Source organism: Nocardia sp. NPDC060255, assembly GCF_042727395.1.
Taxonomy (GTDB): Bacteria; Actinomycetota; Actinomycetes; order Mycobacteriales; family Mycobacteriaceae; genus Nocardia.
Genome location: NZ_JBHXAU010000015.1, coordinates 117403 through 133257 on the forward strand (window position 1 = coordinate 117403; position 15855 = coordinate 133257).

Here is a 15855-nt window from a genome sequence, read left to right on the forward strand (position 1 = left end):
GATTAACGGGGACGTGCGACCAACTGCAGCCCGGAGAACTCGGCGACGGTCGTGCCGTCCGCCCTGGCCAGCACGGCGTCACATACGGCATCGGCATCGTTGACGGCGACCGCGCGCACCACACAGCGCAGCGGCTCGTCGGTGGGTGCGGCCGGATGGAATCGGCACTCGCGGACGGCCATCGGCAGCGTCGTCGCGCCGAGCGCCTGCTCGGCCCAGAGCACCGCGAGCTGGAACACGCCGTCCACGGCGGCCGGGTCGATCCGCCACGGCTCGCTGGGCCAGCCGAGCTGGCGTACCCCCACGACCGTGCCGATGGCCGTTGCCGCCGTTGCTCCTTCGATGTCGGTGATCGCTTGGAAGCGTGGTCCATGGAACAACGCGGCGCCTCCGTACGCGGTGGCGCGGTCCACCGGGATGAGTCCGGAACTGCTGTCGCCGAGGTGTGGTGCCCGCGGCATGGTCTCGGCGTCCGGGAACACCGTTGCGCGACAATGATGTTCGCCGTATTGACCGGCCAGCTCGAACGACGGGGTCTCCCCCGCCGTCCGGCGAGTGCGGACGACGAAGGTGGCGCGACCTGAATCCGGCACGGTGGCCTTCGCGAGCACCTGCACGTTCTGGGCTACCAGGACGCGCTCCGACAGACCCGCGTCGGCGTCGACCGCGGCCCGCAGAAACCAGTCGAGCATCATCGCCAACGGGACGACCCGGCGTCCGACGATCACGTGGTCGCCCAGCTGCGGGTGGGACGAGTCACTCACCACGATCTCCGCGGTGTGCTCCGCCGGATCAGGATCGATGGCAGCGGCGTCGCCCGCGGCCAGAAGCACACGGACGTCCGGCGAACCCGAGGTCAGCTCCGCAACGAAAGCCTGTGCCCCTGCCGCCAATTCGATCAGCTCGACGTTGCGCTGCCGGAATTGCCCGGCGAGCTCGGGTCCCACCATCCCGCCCTGCCACGGCCCCCACGCCAGTGATTTCACCACGATCCCTTGATCTTTCGCCCGCCACCCGGACGCCAAGTGCTCCAGGATCCGGTTGGCCATGGCGTAGTCACACTGGCCGGGATTGCCGTAACTGGCCACCACGGAGGAGAAGACACAGATGAGCCGCACCGGATCGGCCCGGAGCTGTTCACACAGCTGCCCGAACCCCTCGGCCTTGATCCCCATGACCTGGTCGAACTGCCGGTCGGTCTTGTCCGCGACCAGCCGGTCGGCCAGCACACCCGCGCCGTGCACCAGGCCGGTGATCGGGCCCCACTTCGCGCGGACCTCGGTCAGCGCCGCGCGCACAGCGGCTGGATCGGTGATGTCCGCGGTCAGGTAGCAGGCCGGCGAGCCCGCTGCCTCGAGTGCCGCCACATTCCGGCGTATCTCCCGGACGGCCAGCACCCGGCGCACCTCCTTGTCGATATCCGCCGGGTTCGGGCGTCGGCTGCTCTGCCGGGTACGGGCGATAAGTGCCTGGCGCACACCGGATTCGCCCTCGGCGTTGCGTAGATCGGACGGCTCAACCGTCAGAGCCGTCCGCCCGATCAAGGCCAGCCGCGGTCGGCGGGCGCCGGCCAGCGCCAGGACGCAGGCCGCCGTCACCCCGCGGCCACCGCCCGTCACGACGATCACCGAATCCGAGTCGATCGTCTCGTCGATCCGTCCCGGCGCCAGCGGATTCGGCCGCAGCCGCAGCTGGCTCCTGGTGCCGTCGCCGCGCAACGCCACCTCCGGCGCGGAGCCACCGCCTAGCAGCTCGGCCGCCAACGCCGCGGCGACCTCGGTCGAATTGCGTCCCGCGCCTTCGCAATCGATCGCCTTCACGGTCGCGGCGGGCCACTCCCTGGCACAGGTGCGGGCCAGTGCCGCGAGGCCACCCGCCCAGCCGCGCCGGGCCGAGGTGCCGCTGATCCCGAAGTCGCCGCCGGTGTCCTGCACGGTGACGAAGGTGCCGCCCTTGGCCGTCATGCGCGGCGCCACTGCTCGGGCACACCGAAACGCCTCGCGCGCCAACTGAATACCGTCTTTCCCGGTGGTGATCCGGCGGAGTCCGCCGAGGAAGACGACGGTGTCCAGCAGACCGACGGTCTCCGCGTCGGCGTCGGTGTAGAGCACCGCGGTCACGCCCGCGTCCCGCAGCTTGGCGATCAACGCCGTCGCGACGCCGCCGCCGTCGTCGGTGACGGCGACGGTGCCGCGCAGCAAGCCCGGGAGCACCAGGCCGGGCGAGGTGACCGGGACGAGTTGCGGTGTCAGCCGCGTCAGGCCGGAGGATGGTTCGCCCTCCTCGTCGTCGTGCCCGTTGCTCTCGTCCCGGTGCCGCGACGGGTTGGCCTGCTCCCGGGCCGCTTCCGGCCTGCGCAGGTAGCCGGAGATCTCCCCCATGGTGCGCAGCCGAGCCAACTCGGCGGGATCCAGCTTCGGCAGGCCGGGCACGCGCTGGCGGAGGGTCGAGAGGATCTGCACCCGCTTGATCGAGTCGACGCCGAGGTCGTGTTCGAGATCCATGTCGGTACCGAGCATGTCGACCGGATAACCGGTCAGCTCGGCCATGATGGCGAGCAGCGTTTCCTCGATGTCTGCCGAGGCGGCTGCTTCTGTCGGTGCCGGAGCGACGGCCACCGCGACCGTTGGCGCGTCCGCGGGTGGGGCTGTCTGTGGCGGTGGGGCCGCGTGCCCATTGCCGATGGCGTGCTCGGGCGTCGCATGGACGGTCGGCATCGGCAGTGCGACAGGCAAATTCCGTGATTCGCGGACGGGGATCGAGCTGAAGCCGGCGGCAGGCGCGCCACTCAGCGCGGTGATCATGCCGTTGAGGGTGGCCTCGCTGGTCCGCAGGTAAGCGACATGGCCGTCGGCCAGTGCACGCTGATACGACGAATGCACCTCGCTGGTCTGCCGCTGGATTTCTTGCAGCGCCCCAAGCCATTCGGTGGGCTCGGCCGCACGCCGCGGCGGCCCGATCTCGGCGGCGTGGCCGGCCGGTGGCACGACCACGCCGGTCGTGGTGCGGATCGAATCGTCGTGATCAGTCGGCATCGGGGTCTCCAGTTCGTCGGCATCGGGCGGATGGGGCAAGCTCTCGTCGGTCGGCCGCACCGGGATGACGTCTTCCGGTGGCGGATAGGGCTTTCCGTATTGCGTGCCGAGGAGCTCGACCGTCAGCCGGTGCTGCTCGATCGGCGCGGTCGGCACGGGCGTAACTCGCAGCGGCGCACCGTCGACGGCCACGCCGTGCACGGCCAGCTCGGCGAGTGCGTGCTGGAATGCGGTGACGCCGTCCTGCCCCTTACGGTCCAGCGCTACCGCGACATGCGCGCGGGGACCGAGGATCCGGTGCACCAGGCCGGTCAGCGCGGCACCCGCGCCGAACTCGACGAACGTGCGCGCCCCCGCGTCGTACATGGCCTCGATCTGGTCGGCGAAGCGCACCGGCGAGCTGAGCTGGCGGACCAGCCGCGCCCGGATCTCCTGGTGGTCGGCGGGATACCTTGCCGCGTCGCTGTTTCCGTACACGGGCAACTCAGGGGCGGTGATCTCCAGTGCGTCCAGGAACGCCTGCAGTTGCTTGCCCGCCGGTTTCACCAGCGGACTGTGGAAGCCGGTCGAGGTGTTCAGCCGGACCGCGGTGACGCCGCGGTCCCCTGCCCGATGTTCCAGCCCGGCGAGGGCGTCGTGGGTACCCGACACCACCGTCTGGTCCGGACCGTTCAGGTTGGCCACCCACAGCCCGGAGGCCTCGCCGATCAGGGTGGCGGCCAGCGCGGCGTCGCCGCCGAGCATCAGCATGCCGCCGAGCTTGCCGCCCGCGTCGCGCATCAATTCGCCGCGCGTCCTGGCCAGCCGCACCAGCGCCTGGAGGTCGAAGCAGCCTGCCGCGTGCAGCGCGGTCAGTTCGCCGAAGCTGTGCCCGCCCAGCAGATCCGCGCGCAGACCGACCGCTTCGGCCAGCCGCAGCTGGGCCGCGCACTGCACGGCCAGCGCGGGCTGCGCCCACTCGGTCGCGCGCAGGTCATCCTCCAATCGCTGTCGGTCTTCCGCGTCGAAAACCGGGCAGGGAAAGACGATCTCGTGGATGGCCCGGTCGGCGAACCGCAGGTCGGCCGTCTCGTCCCAGGCCGCAAGGGCTTCCGGATAGGCCATCGCCAGATCGGCACCCATGCCGGTGTATTGGGCGCCCTGGCCGGAGAAGAGGAACGCCACCTTGCCCGGCGTCGCCGGACCGGTCCGGTACTGGATGCCCGAATGGCTGAAGGGTTCGGCGGAGTCGGTGGTGAGTCGCTGCGCGGCCTGCTCGGCGAGTTCGTCCAGTTGGTCCTGGCCGCCGACGATCGCCAGTCGCAGCGGGTCCGACGCACGGAAGCCGGCCCGGGAACCGGCCCGCAGCCGGTCGACGAGTTCTTCTCCCGACCCCGCGCTCAGCAAGGCGAGTTCGGTCGACAACGGATACATCCGCTCCGCCGCGCGACCACCTCGCGCGGGAACGTACTCCTCCACCGTGACGTGAAAGTTGCTGCCGCCGAAGCCGAAGCTGGACACCGACGCCCGGCGTGGATGGTCGGAGCCTCTGACCCACGGGCGCTTCTCGGTGTTGAGATAGAGCGGGCCGTCCTCGAGGTGGAGCTCCGGGTTCGGGCGGTCGACCTTGATGGTCGGCGGCAGCACTCGATGCTGCACCGCCAGGACGGCTTTCAGCAGGCTCACCGCGCCCGCCGCCGACTTGGTGTGCCCGAACTGTGATTTCGCCGATCCGACCGCGCACCACCGGCGGCCCGGCGGCCCGGCCTCCGCGAAAACCCCGGACAGCGCGGCCATCTCGGCCAGGTCCCCGGCCTTGGTGCCGGTGCCGTGTGCCTCGACCAGTTCCACAGTGGCTGGCGAGTACCCGGCCATGTCGTAGGTCCGCTGCAGCGCACGCGCCTGGCCTTCAGGTACTGGAGCGTAGATCGCTGTGCCCTGACCGTCCGACGAACTTCCCATCCCGCGCAGCACCGCGTAGATCCGATCACCGTCCCGCTCGGCGTCAGCCAGCCGTTTCAGGGCGAACATGGCCAAGCCCTCGCCGAGCATGGTCCCGTCGGCTCGATCGGAGAACGGGCGGCAATCCCCCGACGGCGACAACGCCGGCGTCTTGCTGAAACACAGGTACATCGTGATGTGGTTGAGCGTGTCCACCCCACCGACCAGCATCAAATCGGTACGGCCCAGCGCCAACTCGGCCACCGCCGCCGACAGCGCCGCGAGCGAGCTGGCACACGCCGCGTCGGTCGTGCAGTTGATGCCGTGCAGGTCGAGCCGGTTCGCGATCCGGCCGGCCACCACGTTGCTGAGCAAGCCGGGAAACGTCGCCTCCTGCCACGGGGTGTAGTTGCCGGCGATCCGATCACAGATCTGCTCGGCCTCGTTATCGGGAACACCACTGTCGCGCAGCGCCTTACGCCACACCGGCCGCTGCAGTCGGCACGCCATATGCAGCAGCAGTTCCAGCGCTCCGGTGCCAATGATCACGCCGGTCCGGTCGCGCACGGCCGCAGGCAGTTCGCCGCCGCCGGCCGCGTCTCGCAGCGCGCGCTCGGCCACCGGCAGCGCCAGCAGTTGCGCAACGTCGGTAGCGGGCAGCGTGGTGGGCGGGGTGCCGTAAGCCAGCGGGTCGTAGCTGGTCGGCGACAAAAAGGCACCGCGTCGCGCATAGGTCTTATCCGACGTCTTCGGGTCGGGGTCGTAGTAGTCGTCGAGCAGCCAATGGCTGGGTGGGACGTCCGTCATCAAGTCTCGACCGGCCAGTACGTCTCGCCAGAAACCGGCAACATCGACCGAGCCCGGCATCAGCGAGCTGACGCCGGTCACCGCGATGGCGAGACGGTGGGGCGTCGGTCCGTGCGGCCCCTTGTCTTTTATAGGAACATTCTTCACGATTTGCAACATAACCACTTGGAAGCACACCTGAACAATACGAAAAATGACCCGGGCCGAACGATGTAGACTGCAACTTATCTAGCTATCTAGCTATCCCAAATAGCTTCCGCTCGGCGTGTTGTGCATTTAGAATCAGTCCAGTACGCATCGGGATGACTGCTATTTCAGGGTTAATTCGCCAAGATTGTCGATCATGATTGCGCCGCATTAGTGCCGTAATAGTGTTAGCAATTACGTCGTGATAGCGCGTTAGCAAGTCATATCTACTGCATGATCCGTCTTAGCGCCCCCTCCACCCTATGGTGCAGTCCCGGAACTGGAGGAGAGTGCCGCAATGTCAGCTTCGCGCGATCCCATCGAGCTCAGTGCCACAACCATCGAGCTAGCCCGAGAGGCGTCCAGTCAATTGGCCAAACTGATCGACATCATCAAGAAGCTGGAGGAATCCGCCAGCGACCACAGACTAGATCAGATGGTGCAGATATCACATAGACCAGGAGTCGGTGTCGGCGAACGTTCCGCACCACATCCTCGACTGCACATAGAACTTCCCGATATGGGGCTGACCAAACGGGAGCAGCAGGTGCTCCGGCTACTTATCGAAGGGCTCACCAATCGACTCATCGCCCGAACACTCGGCATCGCCGAGGCAACCGTCAAAAATCACCTGCATTCGATCTTCATGAAGCTCAAGGTGACCGGCCGGGCGCAGGTCATCGCGATGATATTGAGCGGGCGGGCCACGCCGGCGCCTACCGAAGGTCGTTGAAGCCGTCGGCCAGACAACTCATGAAAGCGGGAAGGTCCGTGACCGAGGCTGCGTCCACCGTGACACCCACCGAGGCTCCCGACCGCCGGGAGATCATGATCGCGGTGACGGCGCAGCCCGGTACCGGGCCGAAACACCAGAAGTCCTCGATGGCCGCGCCGGACAGATAGAAGCCGCGGTCGAAGACCGGGATCTGGCTCAGCTGCAGATCGAAACTCAGCCCGATCCGCCGGGCCACCTCGAGCACCACGGGCGTGGGCAGCCGATTGAGCAGGGTCGTCACGATATCCAGGCCGCTGTGATCGAAGGCCGCGTTCGCCTCCGCGAGTACCCGGTGCACGCCGGCCAGCCGGGCCAGCGGATCCTTCTCGGCCAGCGGCGCGGCCACCCGCACCCCACCGAACCGGTTGCCCGCCATCGGCCGGTTACCGCGCACCCGCAGCGGCATCGCCACCGAAAGTGTCTCGGGCGCAGCGCCATACAGCTCGTGGTAGCGGCGCAGCCCGCCGAGCATCGCGGTGAGGAAGACATCGTTGATGGTGGCCCCCGCGCTACTCGCGGCGGCGCGGAGCCCGTCGACCGGCACCGCGAGCAGGTCGAGTTGTCGTCTGGTGCCGCGTCCGCTCAGCAGCGGCGACAGCGGACCGACCGGGCGGGGCGCCAGCTCGACGATCGTGCGCAGCATTCGACTGAGCTCCACGACGGCGTGCTGCGGCCGGGTCGCTGCCCGCAGCACCTCCTCGGCCAGCCGGACCAGCCCCGCGGACACCACATCGGACCCCAAAGGCGAAGGGAGAACCGACAATACCGAGGAATGCGGCGGCACCGGAGGCACCGGCGGCTGAGGTTTGTCGCGCCGCGGCGCACGCTGACGGCTGAGCAAGGAGGTCAGCCAGCTGACCGCGGCCTGACCGTCGGCCATGCTGTGATGGAACCGAAGCAGCCAGGCCGCCGCACAGGTCTTGCCCTCCCAGTGCAGTCCCTCGACGAGCACGCTCTCCCACAGCGGTCGATTCGGGTCGAACGGCGCCGTCGCCATGGCCTCGGCGAGGTCGAGCAGCTCACGGCGGCCCGCGGGCTCGGGCAGTCGCACCCGTCGAACATGATGGGCCAGTTCGAATTCCGGGTCGGCGGTCCACACCGGCGACGCGGGCGCCAGCAGCGGCGTCACCGGTCGCTCGCGCAGCCGGGGCACCATCCGGGTGGCCCAGTCGTGGCCCGCGAGCAGCCGGTCCCAGTCGGGTACCTCGTCGAGCAGGAACAACCCGATCAGTGGCGCGCGCAGCCGGGGGTCGGCCTCGCAGCGCCACATCAGGGCGTCGAGCGCGTTCAACTGCCGGGGAAGGTTCCAGGCGCCCGCACCGAACTGCTCCGAAAGTCTCATGATCGTCGCTCCTCAGGAGATGGGATGGTCGGGCTGCGGGACACCGACGAGCGTCTCCAGGTAGCGCCGGCGGACCCCCTCGATCCGCTCGTCCAGCTCGCGGATCGGCCAGTCGGTCACATCGATGGGTGCATGGACGACGACGTCGATCCGGCCCGCCCGCACCGTCCAGGCGTTGCGGGCCATGTGCTGTCCCGCGTTGCGAATGACGATGGGCACCACCGGAACTCCGCCCTTGCGGGCCAGCAGGAAGCCGCCCTTCTTGAACGGACCCGGCATCGGAGTCCGCGACCGGGTGCCCTCCGGCGCGACCGCCAGCGAGAGCCCACGAGACAGACAATCCAGCGCGGGCTCCAGGAAATCCGGTGACAGCAGCTTGGCGTCCCGGTCGATGAACATGACGTCCATCAGCTTGCCCAGCTGGGACAGGCCGGGCGTCGCGGCCAACTCGGCTTTGGCGAAACCGGTGTAGTCCTGGCCGAGGAGTTTGACCATGATCGCCAGATCGAGCGGGCTCTGATGGTTGAACAGGAACACGGCGGGCCTGCGGGCCCGCAGGTGCCCGGCACCCTGCACGCGCAACCGGATGCCGGCCAGGCCCAGGTAGGTGTCGCTGGCCAGCAGCACGCCGAGTTCGGCCGCGCGGCGCGGATCGGCACCGAGGAGACCTACGCACAGTCCGGTGCCCACGCCCACGACGAGCCCACCGTAGGCGGCGACCGTGCGCACGGTGGTCAATCCGGCCGACGCGTGCTCCGTATCCGGTTGCAGCACATCCCACTTCCGTTCGACGGCCAGTGTGGCGAGCCGGTCCCCCGGGCCGACAGCGCAGGGCTTGCCGACCGTCTCCAGGAACGGAACGTCATCGACGGTGTCGGCGTAGGCATAGCTGGCCGCGAGGTCGATATCGTGCGACTCGCTGAATGCCCGCACCGCAGCGGCTTTCGCCGGGCCGTACAGCAGCGGGCCGGTCAACTGCCCGGTGACCACACCGTCGACGACCTCCAGGTCGGTGCACAGCACGTCATCGATGCCTAGTTCCTTTGCCATGGGTGCGAGTTGGTATCGCGTTGCGGCCGAGACCAATACGATCGTGTGGCCGTTGCGGCGATGTGCCTGCAGCAACGCCCACAGGCCGGTGCGCAGCCGCCCGGCGAGGATGTCGGTGAAGACGCGTTCGCCGAGCTGCCGCAGTTCCGTTTCCCGGTGACCCGCACACAGGCGCAGGGCCAGCCGGTACGCCGACGGGATATCGTCGGCGGCATCCCCGCGCAGCCACGCAGGCGCGAGCCACCGGGCCAAAGGGAGCCCGGTGTCGAGCATTTCGCGCAGCACTGCCGCGGCGGAGACGCCGGGGCGACCGAGCCGATCGGCCAGCATCGCGGGCAACATCGGCAGCACGGCGGGCAGGAACGCGGTGATCGATTGCCCGTCCACCAGTGTCCCGTCGAAGTCGAAGAAGGCGGCGATCCGCGGGCCCGCCTGTCCGCGCAACACGCCGTCGACATGCGCGTCAAAGACGTTCATCCAACCCCCTCAGCAGGCCGGGCACGGTATCGGACCTGGCGAGATGGACGAGCTGGTCGAGCAGCGCCGACAGTTCGTCCGCGAAGGCCGAACGTGCCTGCGCCGCATCGGGTTCGGATTCCAGCAGGCCCGCCGCGGCGGCCGCGGCCAGCGCGGCCCGGCACAGCTCACGCGAGACCGACTCCGGCCAGTGCACCGTGCTCATGTCGATACCGGCGAACACCTCGGTACACGACCAGCGTCGCCGATCCCGCAGCGGGTCGGGAGTATCCCTGAGCCACACCGCGACTCGGTGATAGGCCTCCAGCACCGGGCCGAGCAGCCGGGGCGCGAGCAGGAACGCCTGATTGCCGAGGCTGGCCGAGATCGGGTCCGCCGGCCGTCGCGCCCGCACCAGGTCGGCCACTTCGCCGCCCACTACTTCTGCGTATTCCACCGGCTCGGGGAGCACAAAGACGTGTTTCAGCAAGTCCCGCAGGCGAATTGCCCGGGCTCCCGGGTCGACCGCGTCCTCGGCGGCCAGCAGAGCCAGCTCGGCGATCGCCCGCATGATCAACCAGTGACTGCCGGAATACCGGTAGTAGGCAGCGATGTGGTGCTGCTCCGCGCCGATTCGGTAGCCGGGCTGGAAGTTTCCCTCGACCTCGGTGAGCACACCCGCGCGGACGAGCCGGTCGAGGACGGTCTGCAGGCCGCGCGGGCCGCGGACTCGGTCCTTGCCCGCCACCGGGATTCGCCGATTCGCGGCGAACGCCAGCAGTGGTTCGAGAGCACGGCTGATCTGCCGCAGGCTCTGCGGGCCCCGTTCCCCTTCGGCCAGCACCAAAGTCAGCGCCGACTCCACGGTCAGTGGTGTCGCGCCGGCGAGTTGGTGCGCAAGCTCGTGCGTGATCATCTCCACCGCGGCCCAGTCACCGGCGTTACCGGCGAACGCCAATTGCTGTCGCAGCGAGAGGGGTTCGCCGAAGACCAGCCGTGCGGTGCCGCCGCGCGCGACGCGGTTGGCCCGGTAGTAGCGCAGCAGCCAGGACAACCCCTCGGGTCGCTTGGGTCCGCCCCGATCCTCGTCCACCAGCGTTCGCGCTTCCGGCAGCACGTCGTAGGTGATCGAGACCGGCACCAGATACAGGTCATCGATGCGTGCATCGTGGAAGGCGTTCACCAGGATTCGCAGCAGACCGGGCCGAATCCGGCGCAACCGACCGGTCCGGGTCCGACCCGCTTCGGGGTACCACTCCAGATGTGCGCATTGCTCCAGCAGGTGGGCCAGGTACGCGCGCACCGCGAAGTGGTAGGTCGGATCGCGGCCGAAGTCCCGCTTGATGAAGATCGTGCCCGCGCGGCGGCCCAGCGCGCCCAACGGCCAGAAGGACAGGTTCTCCCCCGCGAGCCGATAGGTGCGCGGCAGGCCCGCGCTGCGCAGAATCCGTTCCAGCAGAACGGAATCCGCGTACGAGCGGTGCGCGGGCAGGAACACCATCGGGTAGCGGCCGCTGAGCTCCCATACCTCCGTGAGACCAGTGACGTCGTGTTCGAGCCGCCAGGCGGTGCCGGTGAACGGATAGAGCAGCAGGTCCAGCAACCGTCGCGCCCACTCCGGGCCGCCGATGCCCTCGGCGACCAGGCCTTGCACGTCATCGGCCAGTCGCCGTTCGGCAGCGCCGCTGGGCAGCTTCGACCGGATCGAGAGCCGCAGCACCTCCGCGCTGCCGGCCCAGCGGTCGAGGATGCCGGCGGCGATCCGGGCCCGGCGGCGGCTCATGCGCTACGCCCGCACATCAATTCGGGCGCCACCTGCGCGGGCTCGGCGAGCGGGATCGCCGAGAGCACGAACTCGGTCGAGGCGGCGGCCACGTCGACGCGGACGCAGGCCGTCACCGCGTCCGGGTGCGGTTGCTGCACCAGCCACGGCCCGTACTGCTCGCCGAGCTCGGGCAGTGAACTCTCCATCCAGGCCAGGAGATCGCCGACCCACTGAATCATCGAGACCACCGCGCATACGGCATCTGCCACCACCATCCTCGCCGACGAACTCGTCATGTATTTGATCAAGGAAATCCCCCGGAAAGCGCTTCTCCACCGTATCGACGAATTCACCAGGGCGCCTTGGTGAATTCGATCCACGACCGAAGTAATTCCTAGAACAATGGGACCGGTTGTAGTCCGTTGACTACCGCGCGGAAATCGAATTAGCGTGGCTGCTGGATTATCTGATTCCCTCAGGCCAGGAGATATGCCATGAAAACTGGCAAGATATCGGCTGCTCGTTCGAACGGCCGAGCCGTCCGTGGGCGACCTCCGCGATTCATCTCGCCACACGAGCGGGAACATGACGACGATATCCAGCGGCTGAAAGCGGCCGCCCTGGAACTCGTGCAGATCGCCGAAAGCGTGCGGGACATCTCCCAGCGGGCCACCGCGCTCGTCGGCCAGCCACCGCCGCTGCGCGCGCCGCAAGCCGGGATCGCGGTGGCCTACGGATTACTCGGCACACTGACGAATCGGCAGGGTCTCGGCTTCGCCTTCACCGGCGGGCTGGTGGGCGCGCTCACCGCCACGCTGGGCGGAGTATTCGGGCAGACCAGCCTGGCGGTGCAGATCATGGTGAGCTCGCTGAGCCTGCGGTTGGCGGCGCTGAAGCTGGTTCATCCCGAGCTCACCGAGGACCCGAAGCTGGTGCGTTTCATCGATGCCGCGTTCGCGGGCAACGAGATCGAGACCATCGACGCGCTGCAGGTGCTGTTCAAGGATCGCGGCGCGGTGACGGGGTTGAGCGGCATCGCGCCGATGTTCGCGGAGATCCTCAGCGTGAAGGCGTTGCAGGACAAGAATCCGTTCAACGACGCGTCGGCGTGGGGGGTGGCGTCGGGGAAGGCGGCACCCACCACCGGACTGCTGCTCGGCGTCTCCACCAAGGTGATGACCAGGTTCGACCGCGGCGCGGGCGGGGCCAGGCCGATCGAGGCCGGACCGCATGTGGCGAGCGCGCTGGCCGACGAGGGGTCGTTGTTCGGATTCCTCAGCAATATCGTGCTTTTGGGCAACGACGGACGCATCGTGATTCAGACGATCGCGGGAAAAGACGGAGTCGAAAGGTACGCCATTCAGGTGCCGGGCATGCGGCCGGGGCGGGCACGCAACGAATCACCGCAGGACCTGGTCGGCGCGTTCAGTGCCACCTTGAAGAACGAATCCACCTACAGCGGTGCGCTGCACAGCGCGATCGACCAGTACGGCATCCCCGACGGCGCGGAAGTCGCGCTCATCGGGCACAGCGCGGGCGGCCCCGCCGTCATGAACCTCACGCAGGAGGCGGAGTTCTGCCGCCGCTTCAAGGTCACCCACGCCATCGCGGTGGGTTCGCCGGTGCAGCACAAACATCCGGTCGATCCAGAGACGTGGGTCGCCGCCATCGCCAACCAGCACGACATCGTCCCGTCACTGGACGGGGTCGGCGCGGGCAGCTGCTTCGACCTGCATCCGGACTGGTGCTCCGTGAGCTACACCGAAGCGGCACACCAGTTTCCCGAATGTCATAGCCCCGCGCACTATCTGCACGATCTCGAACATCTGCTGCCGGAGGCGATGGCGTACATGGAGGAGCAGCTCACGCCGTACCACGGCGAGGTGACCAGGACCCAGCTCTACCAAACCTATGACCAGCCACCACGTCCGGTCGGCTATCCGTTCCTCACCGTGGCGTCGCAGACCGTCGACACCACCTCCGGCCCGGTGCAGTTGCCGGTGATCTGCCGCGACGGTCGCGGCCTGATCGCCTTTTTCGCCGCCGACGCGAAAGCCGCAGCCGCCCTGCCGGATAGCCGGGATCTGGGCAGGTTGGTGCCGATCGGCCCCGGCCGGGTGCTGGCGGCGCTGCTGGCGATCGACCAGCGCGACGGCAGCCTCGCGCCGTTCCGCTGCCTGGCCGCGGGTCTGGTGGTGCCCGGCCCGTGGAAGTCGGGCTGGAGCACGCTCACCGAGCTGATCGGCCGGGCCGACCAGGGCGGCATCGGCTTTCGCCCGCTCGGCATGATGGTCTCCACCGACGAGGCCGACGACCTCAACCGGGAGGTGTGGGGCTATCCGTCGGTGCGCGCCGATGTGTCGGTGGCGGTGGGACCGCTGCGGACCTCGGTCGCCGCCTACGCCGAGGACGGGCAGATCCTCGGCATGTCCGGCCTGCTCGGTCCCGGAATGCCCTACCCGGCCCGCGATTTGGTGTTCTACTCGCGACTCGACCGGACCGTGCAGCGGTCGCAGATGGACATCAAGGGCCGGATCTGGGCGCATGCGGCGACGACCGCCCGCCTGAAGGTCGGCCCGTCGCAGGAGCCGATCGCCTCGCGGTTGCGCGAGTTGGGGCTGCACGGCGCACGGCCGCTGTTCTGCCTGTCCACCCGAGGATTTCAGTCCCGGATCGGTGCGGGCGCCGCACTCACCACCTGACCCGACAAGGGCATTGAGGAGACATGATGCGTGGGGATTCCATTCTCGATCTGTTCGCCGCCGATCGGGCGGTCCGGCCGGATCGACCGTTGTTCACCTTTGTGGACAAGGCAGGCAACGACGACGTCGTCTTGACGCCGAATTCCTTGGCGGCCGACGCGAATCGGGTGCGCCGACTGCTCGACAGCGCGGGATTCGTGCCAGGGGACCGGGCCGTGCTGGCCTACCCGCACGGGCCGGAATTCATTGTGGCGCTTGTGGGTTGCCTGATGGCGGGCGTGGTGCCCGCGCCGGTGCTGCCGCCCGTCCCCGGCGGCGGCCGCGGCAACGAGGCGGGTTTCCTTGCCGCGGTGCGGGACTGCCAGGCGCGGGCGGTGCTCACCTGCGGCAGTTACGACGAGCTGCGCAAGATGGCCGTCGCCAGTGGCGCATTGACCCGCGGCGGGCTGCGCTGGCCCGAGGTGCCCTGGTACGCGACCGATCAGACAGACTCCGGCCCCGGTCCGGACAGGCCGTGGTACTCCCCCGCCACCAGTGACGAGCGGGCGATCCTGCAGTACACCTCGGGGTCCACCGGCACGCCGCGCGGTGTGGTGATGACGCATCGCAGTCTGCGCGCCGAGGTCGATTCGAACATCCGCGACTACGGCATGGGCCCGGACACCGTCGGCGTCTCCTGGCTGCCGCACTACCACGATTTCGGCCTCATCGCGGTGATCCTGAACGGGCTGAGCGGCAGCGGGCACATGTATCTGATCTCGCCGCTGGACTTCATCCGGTCGCCGGCGATCTGGTTCGAGACGATGTCGCGGGTCGGTGCCACCGGCACGCCCGCGCCGAACTTCGCCCTCGATCTTTCGGTGCGCCGCACCACCGCGGAGCAGCGGCGGGCCTGGGATCTCAGCCGGGTGAATCTGGTCATGTCCGCCGGGGAACCCATCCTGCCGCGCACTGTCGATCGCTTCTACGCCGAGTTCGCCGTCACCGGCCTGCGCCCGGAGTCGTTCTGCCCGACCTATGGCTTGGCGGAGGCAGCGCTCAGCGTAAGTTCCTGGGGCCGAAGCAGACTCACCGTGGACGCGGACGCGTTGGCCGAGGGCCGGGTGGTTCCGCTCGATCCGGTCGACGGCCCCGCGGTCCGGCGGGCCACCACCTTCTTCGGCTGCGGCCGGATCACCAAGCCCGACTCGCGCGTTCGCATCGTCGATCCGGAGACCCACCTGCCGTGCCTGCCGGACCGGGTGGGCGAGATCTGGGTGGACTCCCCTACCAAGGGCGCCGGGTATCTCGGCCGCCCGACCGAGACCGCGGAAATCTTCTACGCCAAGGTCGCCGACGAGCACGATCCTCGCGGCTACCTGCGCACCGGCGACATGGGCTTCTTCGCCGACAGCGAACTGTTCATCACCGGCAGGCTCAAGGACGTGATCATCGTGCGCGGCCGCAACTACCACGCCGAGGATCTGGAAGAGAGTGTGCGCCAGTGTCATCCGCGCATCCGGCCCGGCGGGATAGCGGCCTTCTCGGTCGCCGCGCCGGACGGCACGGCCGAGCAGCTGGTGGTGTTCGCGGAGACCAGCGCCGAGTCCGCAGGCGGCGAACTGACCACCGAGATCGCCGACGCGATTCGCAAATGCCTGCGCCTGGACCACCAGATATCGTGCGACGCAGTCGTTGTCGGTGGACCGGGTTTGGTTGCCAAGACGACCAGCGGCAAGGTTCGACGCCGGGCCTGCCGGTCGATGTTTGTGGCCGGGGAGGTTCCGGGGACAACCGTGGTGGCCGCCGGGTTCCAGCCGTCGGCCGCCACGTGATGC

At 68.7% G+C, this 15855-nt stretch carries 8 protein-coding genes; 3 read left to right on the forward strand and 5 right to left on the reverse strand.

Features of this window, described 5'->3' with window-relative positions:
* Nucleotides 1-2 precede the first annotated feature (2 nt).
* A complete protein-coding gene (locus tag ACFWF1_RS26220; protein ID WP_379287703.1) occupies nt 3-5909 on the reverse strand; it encodes an SDR family oxidoreductase in 5907 nt (1968 codons plus the stop codon).
* 337 nt (nt 5910-6246) lie between these two features.
* Between ACFWF1_RS26220 and ACFWF1_RS26225 the strand changes: the two genes are divergently transcribed.
* Nucleotides 6247-6681 carry a LuxR C-terminal-related transcriptional regulator gene (locus ACFWF1_RS26225; protein WP_379287704.1) on the forward strand — a complete coding sequence of 145 codons (435 nt, stop codon included), beginning with the start codon at nt 6247-6249 and terminating at the stop codon, nt 6679-6681.
* Here ACFWF1_RS26225 and ACFWF1_RS26230 read toward each other — a convergent pair.
* The 4 genes from ACFWF1_RS26230 to ACFWF1_RS26245 are packed head-to-tail and all read right to left on the reverse strand — an operon-like array spanning nt 6665 to nt 11605.
* Entirely contained in the window at nt 6665-8065 is a 1401-nt protein-coding gene (locus ACFWF1_RS26230; RefSeq protein ID WP_379287706.1) for a wax ester/triacylglycerol synthase domain-containing protein, read from the reverse strand. The two genes, ACFWF1_RS26225 and ACFWF1_RS26230, sit on opposite strands and share 17 nt — an antisense overlap.
* Before the next feature lie 12 nt (nt 8066-8077).
* The gene (locus ACFWF1_RS26235; protein WP_379287708.1) at nt 8078-9592 is read right to left on the reverse strand and encodes an HAD-IB family hydrolase; all 1515 of its coding nucleotides are present in this window, start codon (nt 9590-9592) and stop codon (nt 8078-8080) included.
* A complete protein-coding gene (locus ACFWF1_RS26240; protein ID WP_379287710.1) occupies nt 9579-11354 on the reverse strand; it encodes a 1-acyl-sn-glycerol-3-phosphate acyltransferase in 1776 nt (591 codons plus the stop codon). The genes ACFWF1_RS26235 and ACFWF1_RS26240 overlap by 14 nt, the downstream gene beginning before the upstream one ends.
* Nucleotides 11351-11605, reverse strand: a complete 255-nt coding sequence (locus tag ACFWF1_RS26245) for a hypothetical protein (protein WP_379287711.1) — start codon at nt 11603-11605, stop codon at nt 11351-11353. The genes ACFWF1_RS26240 and ACFWF1_RS26245 overlap by 4 nt, the downstream gene beginning before the upstream one ends.
* A 225-nt stretch (nt 11606-11830) precedes the next feature.
* Between ACFWF1_RS26245 and ACFWF1_RS26250 the strand changes: the two genes are divergently transcribed.
* Entirely contained in the window at nt 11831-14038 is a 2208-nt protein-coding gene (locus ACFWF1_RS26250; protein WP_379287713.1) for a hypothetical protein, read from the forward strand.
* Between the two features lie 26 nt (nt 14039-14064).
* Complete coding sequence (locus tag ACFWF1_RS26255) at nt 14065-15852, forward strand: fatty acyl-AMP ligase (protein WP_379287714.1); 1788 nt, start codon at nt 14065-14067, stop codon at nt 15850-15852.
* Nucleotides 15853-15855: the final 3 nt, after the last annotated feature.

Excerpts from the sequence above, each read along its gene's own strand:
- ACFWF1_RS26235 (WP_379287708.1), bottom strand. The coding sequence starts at position 9,592 with ATGAACGTCTTTGACGCGCATGTCGACGGCGTGTTGCGCGGACAGGCG.
- ACFWF1_RS26240 (WP_379287710.1), bottom strand. The coding sequence starts at position 11,354 with ATGAGCCGCCGCCGGGCCCGGATCGCCGCCGGCATCCTCGACCGCTGG.
- ACFWF1_RS26255 (WP_379287714.1), top strand. The coding sequence starts at position 14,065 with ATGCGTGGGGATTCCATTCTCGATCTGTTCGCCGCCGATCGGGCGGTC.
- ACFWF1_RS26250 (WP_379287713.1), top strand. The coding sequence starts at position 11,831 with ATGAAAACTGGCAAGATATCGGCTGCTCGTTCGAACGGCCGAGCCGTC.
- ACFWF1_RS26225 (WP_379287704.1), top strand. The coding sequence starts at position 6,247 with ATGTCAGCTTCGCGCGATCCCATCGAGCTCAGTGCCACAACCATCGAG.
- ACFWF1_RS26230 (WP_379287706.1), bottom strand. The coding sequence starts at position 8,065 with ATGAGACTTTCGGAGCAGTTCGGTGCGGGCGCCTGGAACCTTCCCCGG.